At 44.7% G+C, this 21,516-nt stretch carries 22 protein-coding genes and 1 riboswitch; of the genes, 10 read left to right on the forward strand and 12 right to left on the reverse strand.

What is annotated here, in order from left to right; all coding sequences use genetic code 11:
- Positions 1 to 333: 333 nt before the first annotated feature.
- From MHH49_RS02465 to MHH49_RS02475, 3 genes are all read right to left on the reverse strand, one after another.
- On the reverse strand, positions 334 to 1,173 hold the full coding sequence (locus MHH49_RS02465; RefSeq protein WP_218640637.1) for an aldo/keto reductase: 840 nt from the start codon (positions 1,171 to 1,173) through the stop codon (positions 334 to 336).
- Positions 1,174 to 1,368: 195 nt separating this feature from the next.
- Positions 1,369 to 1,683: a DMT family transporter gene (locus tag MHH49_RS02470; RefSeq protein ID WP_036675721.1), complete on the reverse strand. Its 315-nt coding sequence runs from the start codon at positions 1,681 to 1,683 to the stop codon at positions 1,369 to 1,371.
- Positions 1,684 to 2,046: a DMT family transporter gene (locus MHH49_RS02475; protein ID WP_036675723.1), complete on the reverse strand. Its 363-nt coding sequence runs from the start codon at positions 2,044 to 2,046 to the stop codon at positions 1,684 to 1,686. It abuts the gene before it with no gap.
- 84 nt (positions 2,047 to 2,130) lie between these two features.
- A riboswitch (guanidine-I (ykkC/yxkD leader) is annotated at positions 2,131 to 2,238 on the reverse strand.
- A gap of 148 nt (positions 2,239 to 2,386) precedes the next feature.
- On the opposite strand from MHH49_RS02475, the gene MHH49_RS02480 reads away from it, so the two are divergent.
- Together MHH49_RS02480 and MHH49_RS02485 are read left to right on the forward strand one after the other, a co-directional pair.
- Entirely contained in the window at positions 2,387 to 3,325 is a 939-nt protein-coding gene (locus MHH49_RS02480) for an MBL fold metallo-hydrolase (protein ID WP_076213410.1), read from the forward strand.
- Positions 3,326 to 3,353: 28 nt separating this feature from the next.
- On the forward strand, positions 3,354 to 3,671 hold the full coding sequence (locus MHH49_RS02485; protein ID WP_076213413.1) for a hypothetical protein: 318 nt from the start codon (positions 3,354 to 3,356) through the stop codon (positions 3,669 to 3,671).
- Between the two features lie 50 nt (positions 3,672 to 3,721).
- Here the strand turns inward: MHH49_RS02485 and MHH49_RS02490 are convergent, their stop codons facing one another.
- Positions 3,722 to 4,138: an HIT family protein gene (locus tag MHH49_RS02490; RefSeq protein ID WP_038569451.1), complete on the reverse strand. Its 417-nt coding sequence runs from the start codon at positions 4,136 to 4,138 to the stop codon at positions 3,722 to 3,724.
- A 46-nt stretch (positions 4,139 to 4,184) separates the two neighbouring features.
- Positions 4,185 to 7,016 (reverse strand): glycoside hydrolase family 3 protein, encoded by a 2,832-nt coding sequence (locus tag MHH49_RS02495; protein WP_036675729.1) that lies wholly within the window; start codon positions 7,014 to 7,016, stop codon positions 4,185 to 4,187.
- A gap of 236 nt (positions 7,017 to 7,252) precedes the next feature.
- Here MHH49_RS02495 and MHH49_RS31110 point away from each other — a divergent pair, with 236 nt between their 5' ends.
- Together MHH49_RS31110 and MHH49_RS31115 are read left to right on the forward strand one after the other, a co-directional pair.
- Positions 7,253 to 7,774 (forward strand): DUF1720 domain-containing protein, encoded by a 522-nt coding sequence (locus MHH49_RS31110; RefSeq protein ID WP_445667564.1) that lies wholly within the window; start codon positions 7,253 to 7,255, stop codon positions 7,772 to 7,774.
- On the forward strand, positions 7,774 to 7,983 hold the full coding sequence (locus MHH49_RS31115) for a DUF1720 domain-containing protein (RefSeq protein ID WP_445667565.1): 210 nt from the start codon (positions 7,774 to 7,776) through the stop codon (positions 7,981 to 7,983). Before MHH49_RS31110 ends, MHH49_RS31115 begins: the two co-directional genes overlap by 1 nt.
- Here the strand turns inward: MHH49_RS31115 and MHH49_RS02510 are convergent.
- From MHH49_RS02510 to MHH49_RS02520, 3 genes are all read right to left on the reverse strand, one after another.
- Entirely contained in the window at positions 7,971 to 8,648 is a 678-nt protein-coding gene (locus MHH49_RS02510; RefSeq protein WP_076098862.1) for a winged helix-turn-helix domain-containing protein, read from the reverse strand. The genes MHH49_RS31115 and MHH49_RS02510 overlap by 13 nt on opposite strands.
- A gap of 1,291 nt (positions 8,649 to 9,939) precedes the next feature.
- On the reverse strand, positions 9,940 to 10,359 hold the full coding sequence (locus MHH49_RS02515) for a rhodanese-like domain-containing protein (protein ID WP_076316724.1): 420 nt from the start codon (positions 10,357 to 10,359) through the stop codon (positions 9,940 to 9,942).
- Between the two features lie 4 nt (positions 10,360 to 10,363).
- Complete coding sequence (locus MHH49_RS02520) at positions 10,364 to 10,684, reverse strand: rhodanese-like domain-containing protein (RefSeq protein WP_076104728.1); 321 nt, start codon at positions 10,682 to 10,684, stop codon at positions 10,364 to 10,366.
- Positions 10,685 to 10,785: 101 nt separating this feature from the next.
- Here MHH49_RS02520 and MHH49_RS02525 point away from each other — a divergent pair, with 101 nt between their 5' ends.
- From MHH49_RS02525 to MHH49_RS02550, 6 genes are all read left to right on the forward strand, one after another.
- The gene (locus tag MHH49_RS02525; RefSeq protein ID WP_036675735.1) at positions 10,786 to 11,070 is read left to right on the forward strand and encodes an ArsR/SmtB family transcription factor; all 285 of its coding nucleotides are present in this window, start codon (positions 10,786 to 10,788) and stop codon (positions 11,068 to 11,070) included.
- Positions 11,071 to 11,076: 6 nt separating this feature from the next.
- A complete protein-coding gene (locus tag MHH49_RS02530) occupies positions 11,077 to 13,692 on the forward strand; it encodes an FAD-dependent oxidoreductase (RefSeq protein WP_341137858.1) in 2,616 nt (871 codons plus the stop codon).
- Between the two features lie 209 nt (positions 13,693 to 13,901).
- Positions 13,902 to 14,594: a response regulator transcription factor gene (locus MHH49_RS02535; RefSeq protein ID WP_036675739.1), complete on the forward strand. Its 693-nt coding sequence runs from the start codon at positions 13,902 to 13,904 to the stop codon at positions 14,592 to 14,594.
- 82 nt (positions 14,595 to 14,676) lie between these two features.
- Positions 14,677 to 15,600 (forward strand): ABC transporter ATP-binding protein, encoded by a 924-nt coding sequence (locus MHH49_RS02540; protein WP_036675740.1) that lies wholly within the window; start codon positions 14,677 to 14,679, stop codon positions 15,598 to 15,600.
- A complete protein-coding gene (locus MHH49_RS02545; RefSeq protein WP_036675742.1) occupies positions 15,593 to 16,354 on the forward strand; it encodes an ABC transporter permease in 762 nt (253 codons plus the stop codon). The genes MHH49_RS02540 and MHH49_RS02545 overlap by 8 nt, the downstream gene beginning before the upstream one ends.
- Positions 16,355 to 16,374: 20 nt before the next feature.
- Positions 16,375 to 17,301 (forward strand): sensor histidine kinase, encoded by a 927-nt coding sequence (locus tag MHH49_RS02550; RefSeq protein WP_036675743.1) that lies wholly within the window; start codon positions 16,375 to 16,377, stop codon positions 17,299 to 17,301.
- 6 nt (positions 17,302 to 17,307) lie between these two features.
- Here MHH49_RS02550 and MHH49_RS02555 read toward each other — a convergent pair whose 3' ends face one another.
- The 4 genes from MHH49_RS02555 to MHH49_RS02570 all read right to left on the reverse strand — a co-directional run bounded on the left by MHH49_RS02555 (position 17,308) and on the right by MHH49_RS02570 (position 21,362).
- A complete protein-coding gene (locus MHH49_RS02555) occupies positions 17,308 to 18,108 on the reverse strand; it encodes a histidinol-phosphatase HisJ family protein (RefSeq protein WP_036675745.1) in 801 nt (266 codons plus the stop codon).
- A gap of 38 nt (positions 18,109 to 18,146) precedes the next feature.
- Positions 18,147 to 19,001: a carbohydrate ABC transporter permease gene (locus tag MHH49_RS02560; RefSeq protein ID WP_036675746.1), complete on the reverse strand. Its 855-nt coding sequence runs from the start codon at positions 18,999 to 19,001 to the stop codon at positions 18,147 to 18,149.
- A 14-nt stretch (positions 19,002 to 19,015) separates the two neighbouring features.
- Positions 19,016 to 19,918, reverse strand: coding sequence for a carbohydrate ABC transporter permease (locus MHH49_RS02565; RefSeq protein WP_036675748.1), 903 nt, complete (start codon positions 19,916 to 19,918; stop codon positions 19,016 to 19,018).
- 64 nt (positions 19,919 to 19,982) lie between these two features.
- Entirely contained in the window at positions 19,983 to 21,362 is a 1,380-nt protein-coding gene (locus tag MHH49_RS02570; RefSeq protein WP_036675749.1) for an ABC transporter substrate-binding protein, read from the reverse strand.
- Between the last annotated feature and the right edge of the window lie 154 nt (positions 21,363 to 21,516).

The following is a 21,516-nucleotide window of genomic DNA, read 5'->3' on the forward strand; positions in this document are numbered from 1 at the left end:
ACGTTGTTTATTGTTTACGCTCCCAAGTTGCTTGCTTACGGCGACACGTTGTTTATTGTTTACGCTCCCCAAGTTGCTTGCTAACGCACCCATGTTGTTTACTATTTACGCCCCCAATGTTGCTTCCGAACCCAGTGACACTATTCCATAGAAATGGGCTCATAATTGGTGTCATTCATGCTAATAGCGACTATGGTGTCCGATACTCCTCCAAAAGTGGCATATTTCTGCGTTTAAGATCATCTGTGTCCTATAGATACTCCCCTATCCCCCGTCCCATATAAAAAAAGCCCGCCTCACGGCGAGCTCCTTGACCATTCTCAGACAGCTATATCAACTCATATCCAGTGGCACTTTCCACGAAGGTATCGGGAAAGCCTCATCCAGCTTCCATCTTTCTTCTTCACTCAGCGTAATTAAACCTGCAGCAGCATTCTCAATTACATGCTCACGTGAAGAAGCTTTCGGAATCGTAATAATGTCCTCCTCGCGGATCGTCCAAGCTAACATTATTTGCAGTGGTGTTGCGTTATGAACACGGGCAATTTCCTGAACCGCCTCACTCTCAATAACCCCTTTGCGGAGCGCGCCTGCTTGTGCAAGCGGAGAGTACGCCATTACGGGCATGCGGTGACTTTTCTGCCATGGCAGCAATCCAGCTTCAATGCCTCTCGACCCTAAATGATACAGCACCTGATTCATAGCACAGTGAGTTCCCCCAGCTATACTAAGCAGCTCTTTCATATCGTCAACATCAAGGTTCGATACACCCCATCTTGCTATTTTACCTTGAGAGACCAGTTTCTCCATGCCTTCCACAGTCACTTCAAGCGGAATATCTCCCCGCCAGTGCAGTAAATAGAGATCCAGATGATCCGTATTCAGTCGTTGCAAGCTTTCTTCACAGCTACGAATAAGATTCTCGTTGCCGGCATTATGTGGGTATACTTTGGACACCAGGAAAACGTCATCCCGAATTCCTTTAATAGCGTCACCTACTAAAAGCTCTGAGTTTCCTTCCCCATACATCTCAGCCGTATCTATCAAATCCATGCCTAGTTCCACGCCTAATCTAAGAGCAGCAATTTCTTCCTCTCTACGGGAAACATCATCACCCATATTCCAAGTTCCCTGTCCTATTCTAGGCAGAGAGGTACCATCTGGAAGAAGCATGCGGTTAGCTCGGTTCACTTTCACAATTTCAGCCAAATGCTCGATTGAATCCTTAGTCATTGTAAAAATCTCCTTACCGATAAATTGTATACTTACTTTATACGACCTTTATGACCCTTTCGAAACATCTGAATCGTGTCTAATTTATAACTTATCTTTCCTTTAGGAGAGAAAAAGCAACAAATTGATTGCTAACTACGCTATCAACTTCAGCCCCACTGCGGCTCCCAGTATCATAAAAATACAGATAACCCGCCGCCAATCTTTGGCCTCTCCATATAAAAGCATCCCCAAAATCGCCCCACCAGATGCACCGATCCCCGTCCATACCGCATAAGCTGTACCCATAGGCAAACTTTTCATTGCAAATGATAGAAAAAGAAAACTCCCCCCAAAACCAAGGAAGAGCAGCAAAAACGACTGCAGATTCCGGTGTTTATTCAACCTGTTGATCATAGCCACTCCGAACATTTCAAACAATCCAGCAACAACCAAAAATGCCCATGCCATTTAAGACTCCCCCTTTATTTCAGTTTCTTTGATATCTTTGGTTTCGTTAGTTACCATTTTCAGACCTATTACTCCTGCCAGCAAAATAACCACCAGTACCAGCTTCATTAGCTTGAAGGGTTCACCGAATAAAACCATGTCCGCAATGACTGTACCTGCTGTCCCCAGCCCAACAAATACAGAATATACGGTACCCACCGGTAATTTACTGCTTGCTGAAATAATGACATAGAAACTTATTATTATGGCTACAACTGTGATCAGCCACTCCCACACGCTTGAAGCATGCTTTAAACCTATGACCCACATGACTTCGAAAATCGCAGCGCCAACTACCTTCAGCCACTCTGAATTCTTTTTCATTTCAAGCCCTCCTTCAATTCACCATATCTTATGATTGCCCACGGACAAACAAATAAGCCCGGAAGGTCATCGCCAAATGGCGATACCTCCCGGGCTTTTATCCCTCCGTGTAGACACAAACTTAATGTTCGTGCGTTTTCCCTCGGACCAGACCAGCTATGCACTCGCTGCGGAACCCTAGAAAACAAATAAATGATTAAGTTACATCGTATGGTAGCAAATCGGGCGTATAAAAGCAACCTTTTCTATTCCGAGAGTAATTAAATCATAGTATAAACTTCCATAAAATTATAAAATAGATATAAATTTCATTCGATTATCTAGGAAAAGAGGTTAATTTATGTTTCATTCCAGACATTTTAACTGCGTCCCTCTAGTGGAAGGCATTTATTGCCTTGAAGCGAAGGAGCAAGGCGGAGCCATGAGCAATGCCGGTTTGATAGATATGGGTGATTACACATTAATCTTTGATACATTCAACACTCCACAAGCTGGCAAAGATCTTAGGGATGCCGCTCTGTATTATTTTAATAAACCTATCAAATACGTCATCAACAGCCATTGGCATGGAGACCACGTTAGAGGGAACCAATTCTTCTCGGAAGAAGTAATCATATCCTCCAGTAGAACTAGAGAGCTCATGATAAAAACTCAACCCGACTGGCTAGCCCGAATGAAGAAACTGCTTCCTAATCTTGATGAGGATCTTAATAAGCTTAATACCTCTCTCGAGCTCGAACTGAACGCTTCCAAACAACGAGAGCTCCTTTCGCAAATAGGTTATTTACAAGAAATCAAAGAGTCTATACTAACGCTTGAAGTAACGCTTCCCCAACTAACTTATGACCGCAAAATGACCATACATGGCTCGGCTAGATCCGTTGAGCTCTTATCGGTGGGTGCTGCCCATACGGAATGCGATTCTATTCTATTTTCTCCTTCCGATTCTTTAGCTTTTGTTGGAGATATTGTCGCTGTTGATAATCATCCATTATTAGTAGACGGTAATCCCTTATCCTGGTTGGAGGCACTTACTTATGTCGAGCGCTTAGATGTGAACATAATTGTTCCCGGTCACGGGCCCGTTACTCAAAAACATTATCTACAGCAAATAAAACGATATATAAATGATATAATCCATATTAGCGAATCATTAATACACGAAGACATGAATGTGAATGTGAACCATATAGAAATTCCTGAGCCTTATCTGGGCTGGAATTATGGGAGTATTTTTTACAGAAATCTTGAGTTTTTGACGAAAGCAGCTAATAACTAATTTTTGGAGTTGAAGGGAGAGGTTCGTTATGGTTTTTGGGATACTATTTGTAGGTGTCGCTGTATTTATTATTATACAAGCCGTTATACGGAATGGCTCGAGCTCGAACAGAAGTACCTTTGATAGAAATAGGCAAAATGATGCCGCCAACATGTCTTTTATGGCTGCCAGTCATCCGGATCTGCTGGATCCAAACCACTCTAACCATCATCATCACCCTGGAGATCACTCGCATCACCACTCTGGACCTGACAGCGGGGGGCATAGCTGGGGTGGAGACGGCGGACATAGTGGCGGTGGAGACTTCGGTGGTGGTGGAGATGCTGGCGGGGGCGGTTGTGATTAGATGAAAAGAAACGAAAAGGACATCCCTGATCTTTCAGGAATGTCCTTTTTTTAATACTCATTTATGATACTGAGAATTTCAGCTTGAGTTTGGCTTAATAACTTTTCGGCACCGTGCGGATGGATTGGTTCACTCCAAGCGAAGCCATCTCCTTCGTATCTAGGAATAAGATGCATATGATAGTGAGTCAGGTCGTTAAACTTCCCACCATTTTGGCAAATGCTGATGCCATCAGGTGCAAACAAAACCTTCAGGACAACTGATAGCTTCTTTGAAGCGTCCATAATCGCATACGATGTTTCTGAATCGATATCTTCGAGATCCCAATAATGCTTTTTAGGGAGAATTAAGAGATGTCCTTCGTTAAATGGAGCAATGTCGAGCACACAAGTTACAATTTCATTCTCGTATACTACGTTTACGTTAGGCTCAATCCCGTTAGCGATCCGACATCCCAAACAATCCATACAGGCACCTCTCCATCCAAAGAAATTAAGAGCGCTCTAGCTTATCTTATTGATTAAATTGAAAACGGCTAAGCAGTACCTCACCATTAAAGATGAGATAAACATCGGTAGTTCCAGATTCCACGGATACTTCACCAGTAAGTGTGTTCCACTGCTGCAACACGCCACCCGATGGTACAGTCACAGATCCAACCATTGTCCCTGCTGGGCTGCCCGTTCTAATCTCGAGGGTGCCACCTTTTGCAGAGGATACCAAGGCTTCAAAAGCTCCTGCCCCTTGCTCGAACAATACATCTTTAAAAGCGATCCAAGCGCCATCTTTTACCGGATGTATGGAAGCACCGCCTGCTTTGCACTCGTCCAGATATACGCCTTCGTAGTCATCGTAATTCTCTGCTTTGGTATTGATATACAGATTACGCGACGGAATAACGTCCCCTTGAACCGATAGTTGAGCGGATAATTGGATATTCGCAGATGAACGGCCGATCAGAACCATGTACTCTCCATTTTCCACGCAATATTGCTCACGGGTAACATCCCAGAATGCCAGCTCGGCAACCGGCAACGTAAACTCTATGGTTTGCGATTGACCTGCGGTTAGGTTTACTTTTTCAAAACCCTTCAACTGTTTAATCGGACGTTTGACCCGGGAATTCAGAGCTTGCACATATAGCTGCACCACTTCGTCCCCATCAACAACGCCTGTATTCTCTACTTGAACGGAAATTTTAAGCGTGTCATCCGCTTGCAGTTCCTTAGCACTTAGGCTTAGGTTGCTGTAGGAAACTTGGGTATAACTTAAGCCGTGTCCAAACGCATACAGTGGCTCTCCGTCAAAGTACATATATGTTCTTTTGCCTTTGATAATATCATAATCCATCAGCTCAGGCAGCTGTTCTACAGAACGGAACCAAGTCATGTTCAGCTTGCCGGAAGGACTGTAATCGCCGAAAAGAACTTCTGCCACCGCATTGCCCAGCTCTTGTCCACTGTGGGAGGTATACAATACAGCCGGGATGTTCTCGTCAATCCAAGTGGAAGTTATCGGGTAACTGCCGACAATGACTACAACTGTATTCGGGTTCGCTTCATAGACAGCTTTGACCAGTCGCTCTTGCTCCTCTGGAAGCACAATATCCGGTCTATCGATTTCTTCTTTTCCGTTAAGGAGTGGATGGTTGCCCACAAAAACCACAGCGATTTCCGCAGCCTTGGCAGCTTCTACTGCAGCCTCTATGCCGTTAGTTACGATGTTCTTTTTGAAAAGACGTGCTTCCGCATTAGCATCCTGATCTGCCACCTGCAGTGTTCCATCTTCCGGATTCACCGAGATCATTTTATCATTCCAGGTCCGCAAAGATACCGTATCTTCGCTTTCCGGAACGATGTTAATCGATTCTTTTACAAACCAGCCGTAAATTTCATCAGCAGATGCTGTGAGAGTCTCTGCTTCGCTTAAAGTTACATACTGACCGCGACTTGTCGCCTTCAGAGTATTGCTAGTCCAACCCCAGGCTGTATGTTGGAACAATTCTCCGTGCTCTGCTATGTCATGCTGTACAGCCAGTCTTCCGTCCTCACCTGTGATTCCAATGGCTTGGCCGTTTGCAGCTGAAGTAAGAATGATCTGATCTGCGCCACTCTCAAAAGTAATGTGTTTACCAGGCAGCTTTTTGCTAACACCCTGCAAAGGAGTCACTCCATAAGGTAATGTGCCAGAATACCAATCTCTAAAGGCTTCATCACCAAGCGGACCAATAATCGCCAATTTGCTCAGACTGCTTTTGTTCAATGGCAATGTGCCTTGTTCATTCTTCAACAATACTATAGATTGTTTCGCAGCTTCCAAAGAGAGTGCCGTATGTTTTTTGCTAAGAATAACGGAATCGTCGATTGCTGCGTACGGGTTACCTTCAACCGGATCGAACTCTCCCAAACGGAAACGAACTCTGAAAGTATTGGCAAGTGCACGATCCAAATCTTCCTCTGCTAAGAGGCCTTGGTCTAGCGCTTCGTGAAGAACCTTGATTGTCTCTGCGGTTTCTTCTGTTACGCTGTCAATTCCATTTTTGATAGATTCAGCCATCGATTGTGCAAAAGATTCATAATACTTGTGGTCCTTCACGATCCCAAAAAGATCGCCGGCATCGCTTACAATAAAGCCATCCATTTCCCATTCGCCTTTAACCACATCCATTACTGCCGGATGAAGAATAACAGGCACGCCATTCACCGAGTTATAAGCGGTCATCATGGACTGTGCGCCACCTTCTTGAAAAGCAGGCTTAAACGCTTCCAGATAATACTCCCGCATATTTCTCGGATCGATGCTCGCGGAGCAGTTCCCGCGTTCAATCTCATTATTGTTGCCGAGGAAATGCTTCAGCGTTGCTACCGCTTTCAAATAGACCGGGTGATCACCTTGGATTCCCTGCACTAGTGATGTGCTGAGTCGGCCGGTCAACTCTGGATCTTCACCGTAAGCTTCCTCAGTTCTTCCCCAACGTGGATCACGTTCCATATCCACCGTTGGCGCCCATAACGTCAGACCGTTCACCGTTGGATTCTTTTTATAAAAGGCTCTAGCTTCATCTCCGATGGCCGAACCAATTTCCTTCAGCAGCTCTGGATTCCAAGTACAAGCCAGTCCGCTTGGCTGAGGAAAAGAAGTCGCTTTTCCAAGCCAAGAAATCCCGTGCGCCGCTTCCGTACCATGCTTGTAGGCCCCAACACCCAAACGCTCTATGGCAGCTTGATACTGAGGCATCAGGCTTACTTTTTCATCAAGTGTTAGTCTGGAGATCAGATCCTGCACTCGCTCATTTAAAGGTAAATCAATCTGTTGAAATGGATATTTAGCTATATCTGTTCCCATCAAAATCGCTCCTTCGTCTCTTGTTGATAGCGGTTTCATTCATTCCCGAGGACAATCCTTCAAAAAAACTCCTATACGTCCTATCCATCTAATCATAGAAGATTCCCCTCCTCCGCAACACCTTAACAATCTAAATAGAAATCAGGTCATAATTAGAGATTTAGGGGGATGATGTGAGTACGTAGGTCTGCTCGTTATTCGCTCCATCTCCACAATCTACGGGATTTATACCGTTTATTTGCTCACTTCTCGCTGTACGCCCACAATCTACGGGATTTATACCGTTTATTTGCTCACTTCCCGCTGCACGCCCACAATCTACGGGATTTATACCGTTCATTTGCCCAATTCCCGCTGTACGCCTCCAATCTACGGGATTTATACCGTTCATTTGCTCACTTCTCGCTCCACGCCCACAATCTACGGGATTTATACCGTTCATTTGCCCACTTCTCGCTCCATCTCCGCAATCTACGGGATTTATACCGTTCATTTGCCCAATTCCCGCTGTAGGCCCACAATCTACGGGATTTATACCGTACATTTGGCCACACTTCCCGCTCCACGCCCCCAATCTGCGGGATTTATACCGTTCATTTGCCCAATTCCCGCTCCACGCCTCCAATCTATGGGATTTATACCGTTCATTTGCTCACTTCTCGCTCCACGCCTCCAATCTACGGGATTTATACCGTTCATTTGCTCACTTCTCGCTCCATCTCCGCAATCTACGGGATTTATACCGTTCATTTGCCTAATTCCCGCTCCACGCCCCCAATCTACGGGATTTATACCGTACATTTGCCCAATTCCCGCTGTACGCCCACAATCTACGGGATTTATACCGTTCATTTGCTCACTTCTCGCTCCACGCCCACAATCTACGGGATTTATACCGTTCATTTGCCCAATTCCCGCTCCATCTCCGCAATCTACGGGATTTATACCGTTCATTCACCACAGCTGAATATCGTTAAGTGAATGTACATATTCATAGCGACAAACCCTCCCACTCACCTGGGAAACTATCGGCTTAAACTTACCTTTCTCACAAAGTGACCTCATACATTTCCTAACTGTACGCAGATCAATGCCAAGCTCCCTCACCAAATCAACAGGCCGAATGTCCCCGTTCGAACGCACCACAATTTGCAAAATATCACGCTCCAGTCGACTAAACGCCTCCTTCTCTTCTGTCCTCAAGGCAAGGTACGGCATCAGTAATGATCTCAACAAAAAAATAGTATTCTCAGAATTGGCTTCCAGATCATCATATGGTATCGCCACTACCCGATAACCCGCGATTTGTAGATAAGTCTCTCGATTCAATTCCTGCCGATAACGCGTCCGATCTGTGTTTTGCACATGTGGGCCGTAACCTTTTACCTCAAAAGCAAACTTAACCTGCCCAGGCTTCCACGCAAAATCAACAAAATAAGGCCATCCCCGCCAATCCAACACTTCATATTCAGGATGGAGATCATCAAAATGACCCATCATCGGCCACCAAACTTTCTCCGCAAACATTCGCTCACCATGCCCATGTCCCCGCTCCAATCTCCCCCGTCTTTCTCCCGTTCTTCGACTAATATGATCTTCCACCCACTTACGATGTTCTTCCGTAAATCCCATAACGTTCCCCTCCTCCTTGGCATAAAAAAATCCCGCACCCAATTATGGATGCGGGACGTGCTTCGTCCTATTACTCAAAAGTATAGTATTCGCCTTCTTATGCTGTCAATGACACTCTACATTCAACGTTAGCATCGAGCTAAATATACTTGCCTATTAAAAAATCACATTGGTTAGAGTATGTTGCATTAAAGTAATTTCAGCTACAATTAGATCACTACAGTGAGTTCAGCTAGAATTGGATCACTACAGTGAGTTCAGCTAAATTTAGCTACAGTTAGATCACTACAGTTCAGTTAGTATTAGCTCAGCAAGAACAATCTCGGTTAAGTAAACTACTTTTGAGTTAGACGACTAGACTTAGCTCAATATAGTATGTTTTGTATAGTAGGTTCAGTTAAAGTAATCTCGGTTTGACTAAGTTCCCCTAGAATAATATTATTCGACCTACCTTTTTGAAATTGTCTAAAATCGTCTCCCATTCTCCACTATTCACTGGCTATCGACCTGTGATTTTTCTATTTAATTGTATTTCATGCAACTATTTAACCCTTATCCCCCTAAAAGTCCATTTAGTTGTACTTTCTACAACTAAAAAAGGAGATATTAGGTAGTTACGCGTAAATGATCAAATTTAGATGTACAAAGTGCAGTTAATTGTTACTTTTCCTAAAACTACTGAAGTTTAGCTGCACAAAATGCAATTAAAACTGAGTTCGAGTGAAGCTGGTTGGATTGCGTCTTAGTTACATCACTTAGCGCCCTAGCTACAACATCGACTTGGCTACATTGATTTAGCGATCTAGCCACAACATCGCGGCTTAGCAACATTAATATAGCAGCCTAGCCACAACATCGCGACTTAGCAACATTAATATAGCGACCTAGCCACAATATCACAACTTAGCAACATTAATTTAGCGACCTACCACAACATCGCGACTTAGCAACATTAATGTAGCTACCTAGCTACAACATCGACTTGGCTACATTGATTTAGCGGCCTAGCCACAACATCGCGACTTAGCAACATTAATGTAGCAACCTACCTACAACATCGCGACTTAGTTACATTGATTTAGCGACCTAGCCACAACATCACAACTTAGCACCATTAATATAGCGGCTCAACTAGAGTGACATATTGCTCCTCTTCACTGCTCTCCCTCACCTAGCAAATGTGCATGCCGAGCGCCTCGCCCATAGGCATCATAAGAGATCATTCCATCGACACCCTGACTTCGATACCCTAGCTTCAATCCGAGACGGGAAATCAATGATCATAAATCCATTATCCTTCACAACAACCTTTCACAGAAATGTCGGAGAGCGTTCTTTTGTTCCCTAACAAATCACCGTTTACCGCATATAACTTACGAAATCCCTGCTTATAAAGAATTCGCGCAGCTTTATTTCTATTGTAGTAGCTTCCTGCAAGAATTAAGACCGAATCGCCTGGAGATAGACAGTGCTGCCAGACATAAGGTAACCGCCCAAGCGATATATTTATCGAACCACGGATACTGTCCTTCTGGTAATCAACGGCATCCCTGACATCGAGCATTTTCATAGCCAGTGATTGATCTGCTAATTCGCGAACCTCACGGACTTCTATATAAGAAAGTGAACGAACAGGCCATGCATAACGTAAAAACCTCAAAATACTAAAGACAATTATGATACTCAGTAGGATCCGTACCATCATGCTCATGCCATTACTCCCGTACCAAAAAAACATCCGTCCAAGCGCCTAATCCACCCGTCATGTTCACAACGTTATACCCCTTTTCACTCAGCAGCTCACAAGCCAGTCCACTACGGCCACCACTTAAGCACATCACAATTATCTCGCCATGAGAATCCAGTTCATCTGTGCGCATCAATAGCTGTCCAAGCGGAATATGTTTAGCACCCATTACATGTCCCTCCACCCATTCGGCTGGTTCGCGTATATCCAACATGGTAGGAGTCTCGCCATTCTTCAAGCGTTCTGCAACTTGCTGTGGGGTAATTTCCTTTGAAATTTTAAAAGACATCGAGCATCTCTCCTTCACCTTTATAAAAATAACTTGATTTTCATATCTCTATATCATAATATTACGATATAAGGATATTGTAAAGTGAGGTGTTCGTTACCATGGACAAAAATTTTAAAGCTTATAACCAAACCGCCGAAACCTTAAAGGCTATAGCTCATCCCGTGCGCTTGTGCATCATCAAAGGACTTCTGGAAAAGGGCAGCTGCAACGTGAGCTTCATGCAGGACTGTCTCGACCTTCCCCAATCTACGGTTTCCCAGCATTTGCAGAAGCTTAGATCACTAGGCATCGTTGAAACCGAACGTAATGGGCTGGAAATTAACTATTCTGTTAAAGACGAAAAAATCAAACATCTGATTCAGTTATTTTTAGGGGAGGAATAAGTCATCATGAGTAAAAAAGTATTGATTGTTGGTGGAGTTGCAGGAGGCGCATCAGCAGCCGCTCGACTTCGGAGATTAGATGAAGATGCGCATATTGTAATGTTTGAGCGTGATCCGTACATTTCTTTTGCCAATTGCGGACTTCCTTATTATATCGGGGGTTCCATTCAGGACCGCTCCAAGCTGCTAGTGCAGACACCGGAGGCGATGCATAAACGTTTTAACATCGATGTTCGGATTCAAAGTGAAGTAGTGTCTATCGACCCCGTGAACAAAAAAGTGCGAGTAGAAAGTATAGAAAAAGGCTCCTATGAAGAGAGTTATGATGCGCTTATTTTATCGCCAGGTGCTAAACCGATTCGTCCGAATTTGCCTGGTATCGAGAGTTCCAAAATACACATGTTGCGTAACATTCCCGACACTGACAAAGTCAAAGCTAAAGTCGCTGCGGAAGGCACACGTTCGGCCGTGGTGATCGGTGGTGGATTTATCGGTGTGGAAATGGCTGAGAACCTTAGAGAAGCTGGTCTGGAAGTTTCCTTAATTGAAGCAGGACCACAAATATTAGCTCCGTTCGATACTGAAATGTCTTCTATTTTGGCAAAAGAACTTGACGAGCATGGCGTTAATCTTATTTTTTCCGATATGGTCCAAGGGTTTGCTGAGGTGGGAGAACAAATACAGGTGCAATTAGCAAGTGGTACTGTACTGCAAAGTGATATGGTTCTGCTGGCTATCGGCGTTTCTCCGGATACCTCTTTCCTGAAGGACAGTGGCTTAGAATTCGGTCCCCGTGGCCATATTGTAGTCAATGAGCGGATGGAGACAAATCTGGATCAAGTGTACGCTGTAGGTGACGCGGTTGAGGTGGTTGATTTCGTAAACGGAACAAAAACTGCCATTCCACTAGCTGGTCCTGCCAATAAGCAAGGGCGCATTGCTGCGGACAACGTCAGTGGTCTCGGCACAACTTACAAAGGATCACAAGGGACTTCTATTATTAAGGTTTTTGGAGTCACAGGTGCTTCTACTGGAAATAACGAAAAAACACTACAACGTTTGGGTCTGCCGTATCACGTGATTTATATACATCCAAGCTCACACGCAACCTATTATCCGGGGGCAACTCCGATATCTATGAAGCTGATTTTTGATCCAAAAGGTACGGTGCTAGGAGCACAAGCTGTGGGTTACAGCGGTGTAGATAAACGTATCGACGATATCGCTACAGTTATTCGTTTTAGAGGTACGGTCACTGATTTGACGGAGTTGGAGCTATCTTATGCCCCTCCTTATTCTTCCGCAAAAGATCCGGTGAACATGGCCGGCTTTGCCGCTGAAAATATTTTGCAAGGTTTGACTACGGTATTCGTCCCTAAGGATTTAGAGGGTCGTGACAAAAACAACACCATTTTAGTTGACGTACGTTCGGAAATCGAACATGCCAACGGTCATATTGAAGGGTCCATTAATATCCCTGTGGATGATCTGCGTGGTCGGCTAAACGAGCTTGACCCTAGTAAAGAAATTTGGGTGTATTGCCAAGTTGGACTCAGAGGCTACACCGCTTCCCGGATTTTGCAGCAAAAAGGTTACCGTGTGAAAAATCTGACTGGGGGGTATAAAACCTATCAGATGAGCCAATTTACGCCTAAAAAAAAAGATAACTTGACGCCAAACGTTGATACAGCCGTAGCCAGTAAAGAAATCGCAGCAACGGGAGCAATGACGGAGCCTGGGACTGGGACTGGGACTGGGACTGGGACAGAGACTGGGACTGGCACAGTTACACCAACCGTCAATGCTACAGCTTTCACAGCTAACTCCAGCACAATAGGTGCCCCTTCATCCAAAATAGAAACGGAACTAGCACCTGATTCCGTGCTTGATGCCTGCGGACTGTGCTGCCCAGGGCCGCTGATCCAAGTTAAAATGAGTATGGACCCGCTCTTGGACGGCCAAGTCCTGAAGGTAACTGCTTCCGATCCCGGATTTTATGAGGATATCAAGGCTTGGGCTCGTATGTCCAACCATACGCTTTTGCAGCTAACAAAGCTGCCTACTGGTATGATCGAAGCTTATCTGCGCAAAGGAGTTATCGAGGCTTCAGCATCAGCACCAACCGGAGCAGGCGAACAAGTAATTCAAACTAGCAACGCAAGCACAATGGTTGTTTTTAGCGGGGATTTGGATAAAGCGATCGCTTCCTTCATCATTGCCAACGGAGCAGCATCCAGCGGCAAAAAAGTCACGATGTTCTTTACCTTCTGGGGCCTCAATATTATCCGCAAGGATGAGAAGGTGCATGTGAACAAGAACTTCATCGGTAAAATGTTCGGTGCCATGATGCCACGCGGCAGCCGGAAGCTGACGCTTTCAAATATGAACATGATGGGCATGGGTTCGAAGATGATCCGCTCTCTAATGAAGAGCAAAAATATCTCTTCCTTGGAAGAATTGATTCAGATGGCTATCGACCAAGGTGTGGAAATCGTCGCCTGCCAAATGTCCATGGATCTTATGGGCATCACTCGTGAAGAACTGATTGACGGTGTCGGAATCGGCGGCGTTGGTTATTACCTCGGCCAAGCCGATCAGTCCGGTCATAATCTATTTATCTAAATACCTTAACATAGCAAAGAGACTCCTCTATTTAAATAGAAGAGTCTCTTTTTTATATAAAAATGAACTCACAAGAATCGGTGATATAGATTTGAATAACCAAAATGCAGAAATTGGCTGGATCTGGATACAGAATCTAAAACCTGCTATCCTATTTAATAGGCATTCATCCGAATAACGACCTATTTTAGGTGGAAAAAGGAGATTAAATGAATAACCCGATACATATTCTTGTTGCTGAGGACGACAGCGACATCAACCGATTGCTGTGCAACATTATTAAGAAAAGCGGCTACATTCCCCAACCCGCTTACTCGGGAACGGAGGCACTTCTCTATCTGGAGCAACGTCAATGGAGCATGCTGCTACTGGATCTGATGCTGCCTGGCATGTCGGGAGAGGAACTACTTGAGAGGATTGCCGGGCGGGACGATATGTCGGTAATTATCATTTCCGCCAAGGGTGAGCCCCAGACCAAGGTGTCTGCCCTACGGGCGGGGGCGGATGATTTCATTACAAAACCCTTCGATGTTGAAGAAGTCTCTGCACGGATCGATTCTCATCTACGTTTGTATTCGCGGATTGCGCAATCGGCTTTGCCTAACGTGCTCCAGCATCAGGGCCTTGTACTTCATCGAGATGCGATGTCGGTTACGGCAAATGGTGCGGAACTGACGCTCACAGCTCTAGAGTTTGAGATTCTCTCGTTACTTTTGTCGGCCCCAAAAAAGGTGTTTACGAAAGCGAATTTGTATGAAAGAGTCTGGCAAGAGCCATATTTCGGGGACGACAATACGGTCAATGTCCACATGAGCAATTTGCGCAGCAAGCTAACCAAGGCCGCACCAGGAAGCGAATTTATCGAGACGGTATGGGGCATAGGTTATCGGCTCAAGCCTTAAGACATTCTTAAGATTTGGCTTTAGCTCTTCTTATGTTTTCAATTCTATACTTGGTCTATCACGAAAAGGAGGCCAAGACGAGATGTACGAGTATGTATTAAAAACAAATCAACTATCCAAAAAGTTCAAGGGCCATACGGCGCTGGACAAAGTCAATTTGTCAATCCGTAAAGGCTCTATTTATGGTTTTATTGGGCAAAACGGAGCTGGAAAATCAACATTAATCCGGATTGTGACCGGACTTGCTTTTCCGACTCAGGGGACGATCGAGCTGTTCGGAGCCAGTGAAGAGCAGGCCTTGATCCAGGCTCGTAAGCGAATCGGCTCGATTATCGAGAGCCCCGCTTTGTTCCCCCATATGACTGCAAGCGAAAATTTAGAAGCAAACCGGATTCTACGCGGTATTCCCGGCAAAGATTGCGTTCCTAGAATGCTAGAACAAGTTGGACTGCAGGGCGCTGGCAAGAAGAAAGCCAAAAATTTCTCACTTGGAATGAAGCAGCGGTTAGGTCTTGCCATCGCCTTGCTGGGAGATCCAGAATTTCTGATTCTGGACGAGCCGACCAATGGGTTGGATCCAATGGGTGTCGTCGAAATGCGCGAACTGCTCAAGCGACTAAACCGTGAGCTTGGCATTACGATAATGATCTCAAGTCATATTCTAAGTGAGCTGCATTTAATGGCAAGTCATTATGGCATTATTCATCGCGGTCAGTTGCTTGAACAACTCACTGCGGAGGAATTAAACGAGAAATGTCAGCAGTATTTGTTTATCAAAGTGGATGATCCGGGCAAGGCAACAGCCGTCATTCAGAACGAGCTGGGTACGGCCGATTTCGAAGTGATGCAGGATGGAACCATCAAGTTGTATAGCCGCATTGAGCAGCCAGGCAAAGTATCAACAGCGTTATTCTCTGCCGGCCTCGAGATCGAGAAGTTTATGCCTATGGGTGAAGACTTGGAAAGTTATTTTACGAAGCGAATTGGGGGGAATCCAAATGTATAATCTGATCAGAGTTGAGTTTTTCAAGCTCCGTAAGAATAGATCATTTTGGACTTTTCTATTGGCACTTTCCGTCCTCTCACTTGCTTACCCATTGCTATATTATTTTGATCATCGGTCCAATGGGGAACCTCAGATCACCGGTGCTGAATTTCTGACTACCTTTATTTCAAGCAATGCCTACATTATTAAATTCGGCGTAGCCATTCTGGCTGGATTCTTTATCTCTAACGAATATTCCACAGGGGTCATGAAGACGATCGCATCTTCGGGCAACACCAGAGGCCGGCTGTTCGCGGCAAAACTAATCGTATTCGCAGTTGGGGCCATGGCGATTTCGCTCGTCTTTCCTATTGTCAGCACAGTCGAAGTCACGCTGCTTTCGGGCTTCGGTCATCTGCCAGAAGGAAGCACTACACTTTTTATACCGCGAGCCCTCGGGCTAACCCTGTTGTACACAGCTGGTTACGCAGCCATCGGGGCGCTGTTCACCGTAATCCTAACCGACAGCGGCAAAACTATCGGCTTCTCAATGATTTTCTTCCTTATGATTGATACGGTTTTGGCTAGTATAGGTGCAAAGATCTCTTTCTTTAGTAATTTGTATGATTATTCCATCTTCAAACTGGTGAGCGATATCGGTAAGCCCAGTATCGACAGTGGAGATTGGCCAGCGCTTTTACTTGTACCGTTGTTGACAATAGCCGTTTCCGGGGTACTCGGTATTCTCGTATTCCACCGAAAAGAAATCAAATAACAAATAGGAGGTGCAGGAGAGTGTTGTTTATTCTGACAATCATATTGTTTGCGGCAGGAGCTCTCCTGCTTTTCCGTTTGTTGATTTTAAGGCGAGAGCTAGGGCGGATAACAGAGCAATTGCATACCTACAATGAGCGAGCAACCGGTAAAAAAATTGATGTGGCTCTATTCGACCAGAAGCTTGAGGCGCTTGCGGGACAAATCAATCGTCAATCTGATTTAATCGTCGAAGCGGATGCCCAGCGAAAACGTGTCGAACAAGAATTCCGTCAGGCTGTTGCGAATATTTCACATGATATCCGTACACCCCTCACCTCCATCTTCGGTTATATTCAACTGTTGGAGGATGAGTCTATTACCCCTGATGAAAAGCTTGAATATGTTGCCATCGTTAAAAATCGGACGAAACGGCTGCAGGCGCTGCTGAATGATTTTTTTGAGCTTTCCTTGATCGAATCGCTAGATTATCCTCTACATACCGAAAAGCTTGGGATGACGGCCCTGCTCTCGGAAATTCTGGTCGGATTTTACGATTCCTTCAACGAACGCAATATTACACCGGATATACGGCTACCTGAGGAAAATGTATCCGTATACGCCGATGAATCCGCTGTGCGGAGAGTTGTCGAGAATTTACTTGTCAATACGGTCAAACACGCGACCGGGTATGTGGAAATCCGTTTCGAACGACGGCAGGAAACAGCTGATTTAACGATAGTAAACGATGCGAAGGAACTAGCCGGAAGCGACGTTAACCTCTTATTTGACCGATTCTATACCGCAGACCGTACCCGATCTTCTCAAGCCTCCGGGCTGGGTCTCTCCATCGCCAAAAGTCTGATGAATAAAATGGGTGGCACGCTGACAGCCGAACTGGAGGATGAGCAGCTGATAATGACCTGCCGTTGGAAACTAGGTGATGCCGGCATTAGCTTGGCTACTTAATTCATTTTATATTTGGTCTAGACTAACCATTGTTCTAACCCGTTTATGGAATGTAGCCCATTCCCGATAGCCAATGGCCTGCAGGTTTTTCCGGACTTCTTCGAACTGATCTCCCACCCGTTCGGGTTCATGTGCATCTGATCCAATCGTGACCTTCACACCATGAAACAGAGCTCTTTCTAGAAAAGCCGTATCTGGGACACAGTTATCGTCAGAAGTATTAATTTCGAGAACTACGTCACTTGCTGCAACGGTTTGCAGGGTGAAATCCAGCGCTTCTGTCCACAAGCCGGAATAACCGGGAAAATACCGCTTTAAAGCATCCACATGGCCTAGTATGTCGTATAAGCCACTTTTAGCCGATTGAGAGACATAGTCATAATACAGATTTTTGGTCGCAAGTTTCCCCGCCTGATCCAATCCGTCCCAGTATTCTCCATCGTAAATGCTGATTCCGCCGAAATTATGAATCGAACCAATCACATAATCAAAGGGATAACTGGCGATGACACTACGATATATATCCAGGGAATCAGGCAAAAAGTCCGCTTCAATCCCCAGCATTACATCAATCTGTCCCGCAAATTCTTTTTTTAAAGCTAGAACCTCATCCACGTATGCAGGAAATTCACTCTTCGCCATAGCTCCTCCGGGCCAGGGCAGGTCTTCCTCCAGCGCAAATGCAGGAGTATGATCTGAGATTCCAATAACCTGTAATCCCTTTTCAATGGCTGCAATTACATAATCTCTTACTGTTCCTGTTGCGTGCCCGCAACGATTATGATGTGTATGATAATCAAACTTCATAAGTTCCCTCCAGGTAATAAACTTTTTTATGATTCGCGTTAACCTTTCGATCCAGAAATAACAATTCCTTGAATAAATACTTTTTGAGCAAAAAAGAACAATAACAGCAACGGAAAGACGGTTACCACAGATGCTGCCATCAACAGATTCCATGGTGTTTGTCCATATGCGGCTGTGAAATTTGCTAATCCTAGTGAAAGAGGATATTGACTGCTTTCACTTAAATAAATAAGTGGACCAAATAAATCATTCCAACGGGACATGATTTCTAGAACAGCCGATGTAGCGAGCGCCGGTGCCGACAAGGGCAGGAGAATTCTCCAATACATGACTAGATGTCCTCCACCATCTATCTTAACTGCCTCATCCATTTCCCTAGAGATCCCAAGATAGAATTGGCGTAACAAAAAGATAACAAATGCACTGCCTGTAAATGCCGGAACGATAAGCGGCAAATAAGAATTTGTCCAATGAATTTGATTAAATAACAAATATTGAGGAATCAAAGTCACTTGTGACGGGATCATCATTGTGCTGAGTACAAGCACAAACAGAAGCATATTTCCACGGGCACGAAGACGAGCGAACGCAAACGCAGCCATAGAGGAGGCAAGCACAGTCCCAAATACTGAGATACATGTGTAGCCTACCGAATTCAATAAATATCGCCCCATTGGAGCATCTATGAAAATTTGCTTATAATTACTCCATTGAATAGAGGATGGCAGCCATATCATCGGGACTTTATGAATGTCGCCCATGGTTTTTAGCGAGGTGACCAACATCCAGAATAACGGGAATGCGAAAAGAATAACGCCGCCATAAAGGATTAGATATAACAGTATCTTCTGAATGGGCTTCAGCTTGCCGTGTAAAAAACTTCGCTGTCTCATGATGTGAATCCCTCCTATCTTTTAGAGTCATATTCATAGTGGACAAACCGCTTCGAACTCCACATGAATACAAGAGTCAGTGTAAAAAGGATGATAAATAGAATCCAGGCCTGAGCAGAGGCATAACCCATCCGAAATTGTTTAAAGGCTGTATCAAACAAGTAGTATACATAGAAATATGAACTCCAGTCCGGTCCGCCTTTCGTAATGACGTAGGATTCAGTAAATACTTGCAGGGAAGCGATCATTGCAATAATCGTATTGAACAAAACCACCGGCGAAATGAGCGGAAGTGTAATTTTGTAGAACTTTTTCCACACACCTGCTCCTTCGATTGACGCCGCTTCATATAGATCACTCGGAAGAGATTGCAAGGAAGCTAGGAATATCACCATGGTTGAACCTGACGCCGTTAATTGCATCAGAACCATAGATGGGACGACCGTCCCCGGGCTCGTGAACCAGCCTGGACCTTCCACACCAAACCAGTCATAGAGTAAGGAATTGACTACCCCGAAGGTCGGGTTAAGCAGCCAAGACCACAGGAAAGACACAGCCACCCCGGAAATAACACTTGGCGCATAATACAGCGTACGAAGTAATGACTGTCCTCGAACCTTCTGATTCAGCAGCAGGGCAATCACCAACGAAGATACAATGGTAAAGGGTACGGACAATAAGGAATAATAGATGGTGACAGATAACGATTTGTAGAACAGCCTATCCTGAAATAACAGCCTGAAATTATCAAACCCTATAAATTCAGGAGACGAAATTACATTGTATTCGGAGAAACTTAACATTAGCGACACGATGATCGGTCCGCCAGTAAACAATATGAAACCGATAAACCACGGCATAATAAACATCCAGAAGGCGCGTTCCTCCCGCTTACTCTCAGTTGCCATTCGCTTCATGAATCATCCTCCTTACGCGGCCGGCTAGTCTGCGATTAGCGGCCGCTTATCCTTCCAGTTCTAGTTAATCCAGTTTGAGTGAACGGAGGTTCTGATCCACTTCCTTCAGTCCATCTTTCAAATCTTTACTTCCATTCCATACAGAAGACATGGTCTGGTTCATGGTTTCTAGAATCGTATTGAACTTTACGATCAGATGATTTTCAGCTTCACGTCCATACTTAATAGCACCCTCATGGACTTGTTTGAATTCCGCTTTATCCATCCCAATCTGCGAGGATATTTTTTCGTACCACAGTTCAAACAAGCTGCTGTCCGCTGGCGTTCTACCGACATCATTCATATAGCGATAGGCGCCTCCATCGGTTTTGGGATCGGCCAGATATCTGACAAATTCCCAGGCTTCATCCGGATGTTTACTTGAGTTTGAGATGCTCCATGGGTCCACAAAAAGTGTCACTTTGCGGCCATCATGGTAGGGAACAGCTGCGACACCCCAGCGAAAGTCCGCTTTTTCATAAGAACCCAATCCCCAACCTCCATTAATGTACATGGCAACTTTCCCCGTCATGAACACATCTCCAAGCTGAGCCGCGGCAGACACAGTCTGTTGGTCCGGTGCAACCTTATACTTGTTAATTAAATCGAGGTTAAATTGTAACGCTTCAATATTTTTGTCATTAAGTAGATCCGGCTCCCCCATAACCCCTGAGGTATACGCTTCTGGCTTAAAAAAATCACCGCCAAATGACCAAGCCATAGCATTCGGACTAAGGCCGCTTGCAAATCCGAATACCTGCTTGCGCACATTACCTACATCATGAGAAAGCTTTTGAGCAATTTCTAACATTTTATCGTAGTTCCATGAAGTGTCATCCCAGTCCGTTGTTGGATAAGGAATACCCTGCTGATCGAATAAATCCTTATTGTAAAACAGATACGTCGCATTGCTGACAAGCGGAATTCCGAAAAATTTATCATCAATTTTATATACATCCAGCAAATCCTTATCCATCGTATCCAGCTCTGGAGCCCCTTTTTCAATGTAAGGCGTTAAGTCCTTCAGGGCACCCATCTTCATATAAGTAGCAAAGCCGCTGTCCGCCTGGTTCGGATTCCACACATCAGGAGCGTTGCCGCTTGAGATCATAGTGGTCAATTTCTGATCGAACTGATCATACGGAATATTCTCAAGATGAACTTTAATATTAGGATGAGTGGCTTCGAACGAAGCAATCGTCTCGTCTTGCCAAGCTTTTTTATCCGGATCTGCAGCCATCACCCAATTAATCTCTACTGTCTCTCCCTTATTACTCTGCACACCTGAAGGGTCGATAGTAGATTCCTTATCACCAGATCCGGCACATGCCGACAATGACATTCCGAGAACTGCAACGGGTAGAAATGTAGAAAGAAGGTTCTTTTTTAAGAATTGAGATTTCATTTTTATGTCCCACCTTTTTTCATTTTTCGTTTAAAATCGTTCAAAGTATCTCTAATTTCAGCATAAGTTTACATATAGATTACACAATTCGATAATTTAGATAACATTCTAATTTTCTCTTCACCCCCCTCTTTGCTAAACCATTCGGAACAAC

Source organism: Paenibacillus sp. FSL F4-0122, from assembly GCF_038002845.1.
Classification (GTDB): Bacteria; Bacillota; Bacilli; order Paenibacillales; family Paenibacillaceae; genus Paenibacillus_AQ; species Paenibacillus_AQ odorifer.